This window comes from Streptomyces sp. NPDC002790 (genome assembly GCF_040295505.1).
Classification (GTDB): Bacteria; Actinomycetota; Actinomycetes; order Streptomycetales; family Streptomycetaceae; genus Streptomyces.
The window spans coordinates 1-10,851 of the sequence record NZ_JBEOVM010000160.1 but is presented as its reverse complement, the minus strand read 5'-3'; the positions used below and the strand labels follow the sequence as shown (position 1 = coordinate 10,851).

9 protein-coding genes and 1 pseudogene are annotated in these 10,851 nt (G+C 72.0%); 3 read left to right on the top strand and 7 right to left on the bottom strand.

The features are described from left to right. Positions 1-166: 166 nt before the first annotated feature. From ABT004_RS34285 to ABT004_RS34265, 5 genes and pseudogenes are all read right to left on the bottom strand, one after another. Positions 167-1,099 (bottom strand): annotated as a pseudogene (locus ABT004_RS34285) (ABC transporter ATP-binding protein); the annotation flags it as partial. Positions 1,100-1,110: 11 nt separating this feature from the next. Beyond that, positions 1,111-1,953: an ABC transporter permease gene (locus ABT004_RS34280; protein WP_351345003.1), complete on the bottom strand. Its 843-nt coding sequence runs from the start codon at positions 1,951-1,953 to the stop codon at positions 1,111-1,113. Beyond that, a complete protein-coding gene (locus ABT004_RS34275; protein ID WP_351345006.1) occupies positions 1,950-2,918 on the bottom strand; it encodes an ABC transporter permease in 969 nt (322 codons plus the stop codon). Before ABT004_RS34275 ends, ABT004_RS34280 begins: the two co-directional genes overlap by 4 nt. 8 nt (positions 2,919-2,926) lie before the next feature. Then, on the bottom strand, positions 2,927-4,582 hold the full coding sequence (locus ABT004_RS34270) for an ABC transporter substrate-binding protein (protein ID WP_351345001.1): 1,656 nt from the start codon (positions 4,580-4,582) through the stop codon (positions 2,927-2,929). 8 nt (positions 4,583-4,590) lie between these two features. Then, a complete protein-coding gene (locus ABT004_RS34265) occupies positions 4,591-5,754 on the bottom strand; it encodes a C45 family autoproteolytic acyltransferase/hydrolase (RefSeq protein ID WP_351344998.1) in 1,164 nt (387 codons plus the stop codon). Positions 5,755-5,890: 136 nt separating this feature from the next. Here ABT004_RS34265 and ABT004_RS34260 point away from each other — a divergent pair, with 136 nt between their 5' ends. After that, positions 5,891-6,769, top strand: a complete 879-nt coding sequence (locus ABT004_RS34260; RefSeq protein ID WP_351344995.1) for a MurR/RpiR family transcriptional regulator — start codon at positions 5,891-5,893, stop codon at positions 6,767-6,769. Positions 6,770-6,856: 87 nt separating this feature from the next. Here the strand turns inward: ABT004_RS34260 and ABT004_RS34255 are convergent, their stop codons facing one another. Beyond that, entirely contained in the window at positions 6,857-7,312 is a 456-nt protein-coding gene (locus tag ABT004_RS34255; protein WP_351344992.1) for a DUF2000 family protein, read from the bottom strand. Positions 7,313-7,361: 49 nt separating this feature from the next. Between ABT004_RS34255 and ABT004_RS34250 the strand changes: the two genes are divergently transcribed. Then, positions 7,362-8,207 (top strand): helix-turn-helix domain-containing protein, encoded by an 846-nt coding sequence (locus tag ABT004_RS34250; protein ID WP_351344989.1) that lies wholly within the window; start codon positions 7,362-7,364, stop codon positions 8,205-8,207. Between the two features lie 31 nt (positions 8,208-8,238). Here the strand turns inward: ABT004_RS34250 and ABT004_RS34245 are convergent, their stop codons facing one another. Further along, positions 8,239-9,651, bottom strand: a complete 1,413-nt coding sequence (locus ABT004_RS34245; protein WP_351344986.1) for an MFS transporter — start codon at positions 9,649-9,651, stop codon at positions 8,239-8,241. Positions 9,652-9,895: 244 nt separating this feature from the next. Between ABT004_RS34245 and ABT004_RS34240 the strand changes: the two genes are divergently transcribed. After that, positions 9,896-10,738 (top strand): helix-turn-helix domain-containing protein, encoded by an 843-nt coding sequence (locus ABT004_RS34240; protein ID WP_351344983.1) that lies wholly within the window; start codon positions 9,896-9,898, stop codon positions 10,736-10,738. Positions 10,739-10,851 lie beyond the last annotated feature (113 nt).

Genomic DNA, 10,851 nt, shown 5'->3' with positions numbered 1-10,851 from the left:
CCCACCCCGCCCCTTCCCGAAAGTCCTGCCGGACGGGCCTGCTCAATCGCCGCAGGGGCTCCATTTGGAGCCCCGCCGGCGATTGAGGCGAATCAAGCCCCGCCGGCGTTTGAGGCGCGTCTTTAAGCCCCTGCGGCGATTGAGCAGCGGGGTCCGGGGCGGAGCCCCGGGGCGTGGGGGCGGTGCGGCGGCATGTGACGGTTCCGCCGTCCGGCAAAGGGCTTGGTTCCGGGTGCCAGTTGGCGCACTCGGCATCCGCGTCCGGACAGCGGTCCACGAACGGACACCCCCCGAACGTGTCCGAGAGGGACGGCGGCTTGCCCGGGATCGGGGCAAGGGGGCGGGACTCGCCCAGCGTTGGGGAGCAGGCCAGGAGGCCGCGGGTGTACGGGTGGGCCGGAGCCGTGAACAGCGCGTCCGCCGTACGGTGTTCGACCACGCGGCCCGCGTACATGACGTGGACCCGGTCGCAGTAGGCCGCCGCCAGGTGCAGGTCGTGTGTGATGAAGAGGAGGCCGGCGCCCCGGGACTCCCGGGCCTCGCGGAGCTGCGTGAGGATCTCCGCCTGGGTCGTGACGTCGAGCGCACTGGTCGCCTCGTCCGCGAGGAGGAGCCGCGGGCGGGCCGCCAACGCCCCCGCGATGACGACACGTTGGAGCATTCCGCCGGAGAGTTCGTGCGGGCGCTGGCGCACGTGCCGGGCGGGGTCGGGCAGGCCGACCGCGGCGAGCAGGTCGAGCGCCTCCGCCTTCGTCGCCCCTCGTTCCGTCAGGAAGTCGCCGATGCGGCGGACGGGGTTGAGGGCGGCGCGCGGGTCCTGGTGGATCATCGCGGCCGTCTCCGACCTGTGCTTCCGCAACTCCTCGCCGCGCAGGGCCAGGACGTCCGAGCCTTCGACCCGGACCGTTCCCGTGGTCGTGGCGCCGTCCGGCAGCAGGCCGAGCGCCGCCTTCGCCGTCGTCGACTTGCCGGAGCCCGACTCCCCTACCAGGCCGACGACTTCGCCCTCGGCGACGTTCAGGGAGACGGAATCGAGGAGGGGGCGGGCGGCGCCGGGGACCGTGACGGTGAGGTCCTCGATCGAGAGAAGCGTCTTCATGGTCGTAGTCATCAGGACTGCTTTCCGAGGCGGTCGGCCGCCCATACCCCGACGACGTTGAAGGAGACGACGACCAGGGCGATGGCCGTGCCGGGCACGAGGGCGGGCAGGAGTGCGCCCTGGACGATCGCGGCCTGGCCCTCCTGGACCATCAAGCCCCAGTCGGAGGACGGCGGTTGGGCTCCGAAGCCCAGGTAGGAGAGGGTCGCGAGGGACATCAGGGCCTCGCCGAAGAGGACGACCAGGTAGCCGAGGATCGACCGGCCCAGGTTCGGGACGAGGTGCAGCGCGCAGATCCGGGCGCCGCCCATGCCCTGGACCCGGTACGCGTCGACGTACGGCTTGCGGGCCTCCGAAAGGGCCAGAGAGCGCGTGTACTTGGCGATGGTCGGAGTGAAGGCGAGGCCGAGCGCGAGGACCGACGTCGTCATGCCCGCGCCGAACACCGCGATGATCAGGACCGTGAAGAGCAGGCCGGGGAAGGCGTACATCACGTCCGTGAGCCGGGAGACCAGCGTGTCCACCCAGCCGCCGCGCCAGGCGGCGAGCACTCCGAGCGTGACGCCGAGCGCCGCGGCCACCGCGAGCAGCGCGACCGGTGCGACGAGGCTGGACCGGGCGCCGTACAGGACGCGGGACAGCAGGTCCTGACCGGAGGAGTCGGTGCCGAGGAGGTGCTCGGAACCGGTGCCGACGAGGGAGGCGGAGAGGTCGATGGCGTCGGGTGCGTAGGGCGCGAGCAGGGGCGCGGCGAGCGCCGCGAGCACCACGAGCGCGAGCACCGCCCCGGCGAGGGTGACGCCGAGCGGGCGCCGGGTGGTCCCGACCGGGGTCAGGCTGAGGGCCGCCGTCATGCGTGGGCCTCCTTCACTCTCGGGTCCAGGAGGGGGTGCACGAGGTCGACGAGCGTCGTCACGACCACGTATCCGGTGACCATGAGGAGCAGGACGGCCTGCGCCACCGGGAAGTCGTGGGTGTTGATCGCGTTGACGAGCAGGGAGCCGATGCCGCTGATGCCGAACGCCGTCTCGACGACGACCGTGCCGGCGAGCATGCCCGCCATGACGAGTCCACACATGGTGACGATGGGGCCCAGCGCGTTGCGCAGGACGTGCCGGCGGACGATCTCGCGTTCCGGGACGCCGGAGGCGCGGGCCGCCTCGACGTGGTCGGACGCGGCGGCGTCCGCCATGGCCTGCCGGGTGACGCGGCTGATGATGGCGAGCGCGCCGAGGGCCAGCGAGACGGCGGGCAGCGTCAGGTGGTGCAGGGTGCCCGCGAGGCCCGAGCCCGAGCCGGTCACCGGGAACCAGCCGAGCTGCACGCCGAACAGCGAGACCAGCGCGATCGCGGCGACGAACGAGGGGACGGAGGCGGCGAGCGTCGTGCCGCCGACCACCGCCGAGTCGACCCACGTCGAGCGCCGCACCGACGCGAGGATCCCGGCGCCGACCCCGAGGATCACGTACAACACCGTTGCGTAGGCGACGAGTTCGAGCGTGGTGGCGAGCCGGGAGGAGATGAGGTCCGCGACCTGGTCGCCGTACTTGAAGGAGCGGCCGAGGTCGAGGTGGACGGTGTCCCACAGCCAGCGGCCGTACTGCACGACGAGCGGTTCGTCGAGGTGGTACTGCGCGCGGACCTGCGCGAGCCGTTCGGGTGTCAGCTTGTCGCGGCCGCCCGCGAGGAAGACCGCGGGGTCGCCGGGCGCCGCGTACACGGCGGCGAAGATGACGAACGAGGCGGCGACGAGGGTCGCGACCAGACCGGCGAGGCGACGCGAGAGGAGCGCCACCGCGCGCAGCGGAAGTACTTTGATGGCTGCCACTACTTCCCCTTCCTCGCGCCGAGTTCGGCGGCCCACGGGTAGTAGAGGTAGGCCTGCGAGGCCGTCGGCCCGGTCAGCTTCTTGTCCAGGACGAGGATCGTGGGCACCTGGGCCACCGGGATCCACACCGCGGACTCGACGAAGGTGCGCTGGACGGTGATGGCGAGCTTCGCGCGGGCGGCGTCGTCGAGGGTGGAGAGTGCCTGCTTCACCTGCCGGTCGTACGCGGCGTCCTTGAATCCGACCCAGTTGTTCGAGGAGCCGGAGAGCCCGTTGTCGTAGAAGCCCATGGGGTCGGCCTTGGAGATGTACCAGTCGCCCACGAGTACGTCGATGTCGGCGCGGGCCGTCGGGTCGCTGTAGAACTCCTCGAACTGGGCGGTCGGCACGGTCTTGATCTCCGCGCGGATGCCGACGCGCTGGAGGGCGGCGCGGGTCGCGTTCGCGATGACGGTGCGGCCCTGGCTCGCGTCGGTGCCGATGACGACGGGGGCGGTGGGGGCGCCCGCCTCCTTGACGAGCTTCTTGGCGCGGGCGAGGTCGGACGCGGTGGGCGAGGCGGGGGCGAGGTGTTTCAACTTCTTCTGCGCGGCGGCGAATTCGTCCTTCTCGTAGCCCCAGGCGCCCGAGCCGACCGGTGACGCCCATGGCTGCACGAGGCCGCCGTAGCCGGAGTCGGCGATGCCCGTGCGGTCGAGGGAGAGCGAGAGGGCGCGGCGGATCTTCGGGTCGGTGAGGCCGCCGCGGTCGGTGGGGATGAGGGCGAGCGAGGCGGTGGAGGGGCCGTAGTACTGCTTGAGGTCCTTGTCCGCGCGCAGCGCCGCCGCCGTGTTCGGGGACTCCGCGTACGCGCCGTCGGCCGCGCCCGTCTTGAGCGCGTTGACCAGCGCGCTGTCGGAGGCCCAGCGGAAGACGACCTCGTGGGTGAGCGGCTTCTTGCCCCAGTAGTCGTCGTAGGCGCGCAGGGTGATCGAGTCGCCGGACTTCCAGCGGGCGAGTTCGTACGGTCCCGAGCAGGCGTCCGGATGTCCGGGCGTGCCGAACTCCTTGCCCGCCTTGTCGACTTGGGCCCTGTTCCAGACGATGCCCGCGTCGCCCGCCATGGCCTTGAGGAACATGGCGTCGGGCGCCTTGAAGGTGACGGTGACGCGGTCGGCGGCCGTCTTCTTCATCGAGGTGACGTTCTCGAACTCGTCGGACTGTTCCATGTCCTTGGAGGCGTGCCGCTTCAGCGACCACAGCACGTCGTCGGCGGTCAGCTTCTTGCCGTCGTGGAACGTGACGCCGTCGCGGACGGTGAAGGTCAACTTCCGTCCACCGTCGGACGTTTCGGCCTTCTCGGCGAGCTGCGGCTTCGTCGTCATGTCCGGCTGGAGCTGGTAGAGGCGCTCGCATACGTTGGTGAGGACTACGCGGCCCGCGCTGCCGCCCTGCGCATCCAGGTCGAGGGAGTCCGGCTCGTCCTCAAGGAGCCAATTCGCCTTCTTCACTGGGCCGTTGGCGGCGGGAGTGGTGGCGTCCAGCTTCAGGTCGGCGGCCGGGGTGCCGCCGCCCTCCCCCTCGGGGCGGTCGGCGCCCGCGCAGGCGGTGGTGACGAGGAGGGTGACCGTGGCGAGCAGGGCCGCGGCCGGCACTCTTCGGGGCTTCGTCGCCATCAGGCGTCTCATCGGGCGTCTCCGTACGGGCCGTCGTAGAGGTTCCAGGGCAGGTGCTGGTAGTCGCGGTCGCAGGGGGTGCCGGCGGTGACGTGGTAGTCGCCGCTGGTCAGGTCGACGCAGGACGAGACGAGCGTCATCCAGTGCTTGACCTCCGGCTTGCGGACGTCGGGGTGGGTGCACAGGGACTCGGGCAGGCCCAGGTGGTCCGACATCGCCTGCTTGATGAGCTTGCGGGACTCGTCGGGGCCGCCGGACTCCCGCAGCGCGGCGAGGCCCTGCTCGGCGCGCGGGACGCGGACCAGGGAGTCGGAGGACATCGGGCGGTAGTCGGCGGCGAGGGCCGCGGGGACGCCGGCCTGGTAGTGGTTGCCGTGCACGAGCAGGCCGTTCGTCGGGTTCAGCCAGCCGATGCCCGCGGGCGTCGTCTCCAGGTCGACGGCGAAGCCCTCCCGGCAGGTCAGCAGGGCGTTGCTGGCGATGTGGGCGCGGGTGCGGCACAGGACGTCGAGGGCGTCGGTGACGGTGTGGGTGTCGAGGACGCTGCGGCGGATGACGGTCTGCGGGAGGCCGATCGCCTCGCTGAACCGGCCGCCGAGGCCGTTGGCGTTGAGGGCGATTCCGGCGGAGTTGGCGCCCTGGCGGCCGATCTGGCCCGCCTCCACCTGCATGATCACGGTGGGCTTGGGCGGCTGGACGATCCGGATCATGACGACGGTGTCGGCGACGCCGGCCCGCCAGTCCCAGTTCTGGCCCGCCCATACGTGGCCGTCTCCGCTGGCCTCGCCGAAGGCGGCGAAGGAGGTGCAGCCATCGGGAGCCTCTTCGGCGGGGTCCTCCTCCTTCTCGGCGGCCATGTCCTTGAAGGAGCGGTCGTAGATGACCTCGCCGCGGGCGTTGAGCGCGAGGACGTCCAGGACGTCGACGCCCGCCCCGTCGGCGATCCCCCGCATCTCTTCGAGGAGTTCGGGGGCGTAGGCGCGCACCGGCTCCAGCCAGCGGGCCGCGCGTGCGGTGACCCGGTCCCAGGTCAGGCCCGCGGACTGGCCGAAGGCCTGCTCGTAGTAGCCGATGGCGGCGTGCAGTTGGGGACGCACGGCCTCGCCGTACTGCCGGCCGCGGGCCAGGGGGGTGCCGCTGATGTCGATGACCGGGAGGGTCCGGGATGCCATGGTTCTCCTTGCCACGGAGAGGGCCCGTGAGGGTCCGTTCCCGAAACCGCGGTGTAACGTCGATTACGAGATGCTCTCCACTTGGAATGCGTTGTCCAGGAGAGTAACGGCCGTCACACGAGAGTCAATAGCTGTAATGAAAATTACCGATGGGGCCGCTCGGCTGCGCGGCGCCGTGCGCGAGCACTGGGACGAGCTGTCCGCGTCCGAGCGGGCGGTGGCCCAGTACCTGGTGAGCGCGCCGGCCGAGTCCCTGCTGTTCGCGTCCGCGCAGGAACTGGGGGCGGCGAGCGGCACCAGCAACGCGAGCGTGGTGCGCACGCTGCAACGCCTCGGGTACGCGGGGCTGCCCGCGCTCAAGCGGGAGCTGGCCTCGGACCTCACGTCCGCGGTGGCGCCCGAGGTGCGGCTCAAGCAGCGCATCGACCATGTCGGCCGCGATCTGGACGCCATCTGGGGCGAGGTGTTCGACGAGGCCGCCGAGCGCATCGAGCACGCCCGGCGGCTGACGCCGGGCGAGGCGCTGCGGGACGCCGTGGCGGCTCTGGCCGAGGCCGGCGAGATCCACTGCTACGGGGTCGCGGCGTCCGAACTCGCCGCGCGACACCTGGCGTTGGCACTCGGCAGGGTCGGGCGCAGGGCGCAGTACGTCGGGGCGACGGGGTTCGCCCTCGCGGACCATCTGCTGCGGCTGCGCAAGGGCGACGCGGTCGTCATCTTCCAACCGGGCCGCGATCTCCCCGAGTTGACGGTGCTGATCGACCGGGCGCGGGCGGTGGGCGCGCGGGTCGTCCTCGTCACGGACGAGCTGGCCGAGCTGTACGGGGACCGGGTCGACGCGGTCCTCACCGCCCCGCACACGCCCACCGGAATCACCACGGAGGCGCTCACGGCCCTGATGGTGGCGGACGCGCTGCTGCTGGCGATGACGACGCTGGAGGAGGGCCTCGCCGTGGAGACGTCGCACCAGCTCACGGTCCTGCGCGAGCAGCTTCTGAACCACCGCAAGAAGTAGCCGCAGGACCGCGGATCCGGCTCACGGGTGCATGCGGGTCACGGGTGCATGCGGGTCACGGGTGCTGCGAGTCACGGGTGCTGCGAGTCACGGGTGCATGCGGGCGCCCTTCAGAACCTTGTCGACCGCGTTACGCGGGCCATAGACCGCGAGGCCCACCAGGTCGAGCTCGGCGGCGGACACCGCGCGTACGGCCGCCCTGTTGTCGGCGTCGTGGCCGGTGGCGAACAGGTCGGACGTGAAGACGGCGCGGGGCAGGGCGCGGCGCAGGGCGCGTTCGTGGGCGGTCTTCAGGAGGTCCTTGCCGCCTTCGAAGACCAGCACCGGCTGGCGGAACATCGGCAGGTACGGGGTGCCGTCCGCGTCCTCGTAGGGTTCGCCGATCACCTCGGGCAGCTGCGGGCCGAGGCCGCTGACCAGGAAGGCCGTGACGTTCAGGCGCTGCCAGGTCTCCAGGTCGTCGCGGAGCAGCACCGCGATCTTGGTGTCGAAGCGGACGGAGGCGGGGGCGGTCGTGGCGGTAGCGGTGGTCTCGGTGCTCATGGGTTGAGACTGCCGGGTGGCTTACCTGCTGGTCTTGTACGTTTTTTGCATGGCGGTCAGCGGTCCCGGTTCTGGTTCCGGAGAGGAGATCAGTGCGTGGCGGCCCGGTGTGCCGGGTGTCACGGAGGTCTTCCACGCCCACTTCACACGGCACGTCTATCCGATGCACGTGCACGACACCTGGACGCTGCTCATCGTCGACGAGGGCGCGGTCCGCTACGACCTGGAGCGGCACGAGCACGGGACGCCGCTCGGCACGGTCTCGCTGCTGCCGCCGCACGTTCCGCACAATGGGCAGGCCGCGACGCCGGAGGGGTTCCGGAAGCGGGTGCTGTACCTGGACGCGGCGGGCGACGGGCCGCTCGACTCTTCGTTCATCGGGGCCGCCGTGGACCGGCCCGACCTGGTGGATCCGATGCTGCGGCGGCGGATCGGGCAGCTGCACGGTGCGCTCGCGCACCGCGGGGACGAGCTGGAGGCCGCGGGGCGGCTCGCGCTCGTCGGGGAGCGGCTCCGGGAGCGGTTGCGGCCGGCGCTGGCCGATGTGCGTAAGCCGGTGCCGGATCGGCGGGTGGCGGCTGCGTTGCGGGAGTTGCTCGATGCGCGGGTGGTGGAGGGGGTCGACCTGAGGGAGGCGGCGGGGCTTGTGCATGCGCATCCGGCGCATCTGGTGCGGTCGTTCGGGGCGGCGTACGGGATTGCTCCGCATCAGTACTTGATGGCGCGGCGGGTGGATCGGGCGCGGGGGTTGTTGCTGGGTGGGCAAGCACCTGCCGGTGTGGCGGAGGCGTGTGGGTTCTATGACCAGTCACATTTGACGCGGTGCTTCAAGCGGGTGGTGGGGGTGCCGCCGGGGCGGTACGCCCGTGGTTCTGTTGCGGTCGACCGTGGTTGACGCCACGGGGCGCTGCCCCGGACCCCGCGCCTCAATCGCCGGCGGGGCTTGATGTGCGCAGCAGCGCCGCGCTCAGCGTTGCCGTCGCGGCCAGGAGGGTGCCCGCAACCACCAGGCTCACCCGCATCCCGGCCAGGGAGAACGTGCCCTCCCCCGACCCCGCGAGCAACGTGCCGAAGAGGGCCACCGCCAGCGCCCCGCCGGTCTGGCGCAGCGCGTTGAGGAGGCCGGAGGCCGTGCCCACGCGCGGGCCCGGAACCGCGTCCATCAGCATCGCCGTCACCGCGGGGATCGCGAACGCCCCGCCGAGCCCGGTCGGGACGAGGAGCAGCAGGAGCAGCCACATCGGCGTGTGCGCGGTCAGCGGCAGGAGGGCGAACATGGCGAGCGCCAGCACGAGTTGGCCGATGACGACGACCGGGCGGCGGCCGAAGCGTTCGGCCACGCGCGGCGAGATCAGGTTCGTCCCGGTGATCAGTACGGCCAGCGGCACGAAGACCAGGCCCGCCGCCGTCGCGGACATGCCCCGGAGCTGCTGGAGGTAGAGGCCGAGCAGGAACACCACCCCGTAGAAGCCGACGTTGACGGCGAAGCCGACCGCCAGCGACACCGACACCGTGCGGTCGCGCAGCATGGTCAGCGGGACCATCGGGGCGCGGTGCCGCTTCTCCGTCACGTAGAAGGTGAGCGCGCAGACGACAGCGACCACCAGTGCCACGAGTCCCAGGCCACCGCCCTCGATCACCGCGAAGGTCAGGCCCGCCAGCGTGAGGACGGCCGTGATCTGGCCGGGGACGTCGATCGGTGCCGGGCGGCGGGGCGAGGGGGCGACCTTCACGAGCAGGGCCAGGATCGCCGCGCCCACGGGCAGGTTGAGGAAGAACACCGCACGCCAGCCGACGTGTTCGGTCAGTACGCCGCCGAGCACCGGGCCCGCCGCCATCGACACCGAACCGCCGACCGTCCACAGCGCGATCGCCCGCGCCCGCTGCCGCGCGTCGTCGTACGCCTCCCGGATCAGCGCGAGCGAGGCCGGCATGAGGACCGCCGCCGCCCCGCCCTGGACGACCCGGGCCACGATCAGCGCGCCGAGACCGGGCGCGACGGCGCAGGCCAGCGAGGCGACGGTGAAGAGGGCGGTGCCGAGGACGTAGGCGCGGCGGGCGCCCGTGCGGTCGGACAGCGCACCCGCCGAGAGCATCAGCCCGGCGAACATCAACGTGTACGCGTCCGCCACCCACTGCAACCCGGCCATCCCGCCGTGCAGGTCGTCGCGGATGCCGGGCAGCGCGATGTTCACCGCCGACACGTCGATGGTGATCACGGCGAAGCCGAGCAGCGCGGCGAGGAGGGCGGGGGTCCGGCCGGTGCGGCCGGGTGCGGTTGCCTCGGCGTCGAGTACGGGTCGCGTACGAGTACGGGCTCTGGCGGCGACGGTGGTCACACGGTCCTCCTGGGGCGCGGTGTTCGAAGTGCGGGTGGGCGGCCGGCACGGGCCGCGGCCCTGTGACATGCACTCCCTGGGCCCCGGGCCCTTCCGAGAAGGGCCCTCGCCTGCCGGCCACCCGCAGCGAGAACCACTCTGCGGCCGCGCGGCGAAAGGTGGCAGGCCGCGCTCCACCGGGGTGCCGCGTTCCTGGCCCTGAGACGGCCCCCCACCGCTCTCGACGACGATGCAGAATGCACGTATGGCTGAGACCACGGAACTGGGCCGCTACCTGCGGGCCCGCAGGGGGCAGGTCACCCCGGCCGACGCGGGCCTGCCCGCCGGTACGGGCCTGCGCCGCACACCCGGGCTGCGCCGCGAGGAGCTGGCCACGCTCGCGGGCGTCAGCGTCGACTACTACACGCGCCTGGAGCGGGGCCGCGAGACCAACCCGTCCGCCGCCGTGCTCGACGCCATCGCCCGCGCCCTGCGGCTGCGCGGCGACTCCTACGAGCGCCTCCACGAACTGGCGGAACTGGCCTCGGGACGCCCCAGCGAACCGCGTCCCACCGCCGACGACACGGTCCGTCCCTCGGTGCTGCGGGTGCTGGAGGCGCTGCGACCGCTGCCCGCGTACGTCGTCAGCCGGCACAACTACGTACTCGCCGCGAATCCGCCGGGCCGTCGGCTGCTGCCGGGGCTGTGGGACTGGCCGGACGAGCAGCGCAACATCACGCGCTACCTCTTCCTGCACCCGACGGGGCGTGAGCTGTACGTGCCGTGGGAGGAGACGGTGACCGCGTCGGTGGCGCACCTGCGGGCCATCGCGGGTACCGATCCCGACGATCCGCGGCTGACCGCACTCGTGGGCGAACTCACCCTCAAGTCAACGGACTTCACCCGCATCTGGGACCGGTACGACGTCCAGGAACGCAGTGGCGGCACCAAGTCCTTCGCGCATCCGAAGGTCGGTGCGATGACGCTCACGTTCGAGGTGATGCGGCTCGCCCGCACGGGGGGCCAACGCCTGGTCGTCTACCAGGCCCCTCCGGGTTCGCCGGACGAGGAAGCGGCCCTGAACCTGGACCCCGCCTCCTCACCCTGAAGGCGCCGACGCCACGGGGCTCCGCCCCGGACCCCGCTGCTCAATCGCCGCAGGGGCTTGATCGCCTCAATCGCCGGCGGGGCTTGATAGATCAAGCCCGCCGACGATTGACC

Excerpts from the sequence above, each read along its gene's own strand:
- ABT004_RS34270 (WP_351345001.1), bottom strand. The coding sequence starts at position 4,582 with ATGGCGACGAAGCCCCGAAGAGTGCCGGCCGCGGCCCTGCTCGCCACG.
- ABT004_RS34250 (WP_351344989.1), top strand. The coding sequence starts at position 7,362 with ATGGCGGTCAGCGGTCCCGGTTCTGGTTCCGGAGAGGAGATCAGTGCG.
- ABT004_RS34260 (WP_351344995.1), top strand. The coding sequence starts at position 5,891 with ATGAAAATTACCGATGGGGCCGCTCGGCTGCGCGGCGCCGTGCGCGAG.
- ABT004_RS34240 (WP_351344983.1), top strand. The coding sequence starts at position 9,896 with ATGGCTGAGACCACGGAACTGGGCCGCTACCTGCGGGCCCGCAGGGGG.
- ABT004_RS34265 (WP_351344998.1), bottom strand. The coding sequence starts at position 5,754 with ATGGCATCCCGGACCCTCCCGGTCATCGACATCAGCGGCACCCCCCTG.
- ABT004_RS34280 (WP_351345003.1), bottom strand. The coding sequence starts at position 1,953 with ATGACGGCGGCCCTCAGCCTGACCCCGGTCGGGACCACCCGGCGCCCG.
- ABT004_RS34255 (WP_351344992.1), bottom strand. The coding sequence starts at position 7,312 with ATGAGCACCGAGACCACCGCTACCGCCACGACCGCCCCCGCCTCCGTC.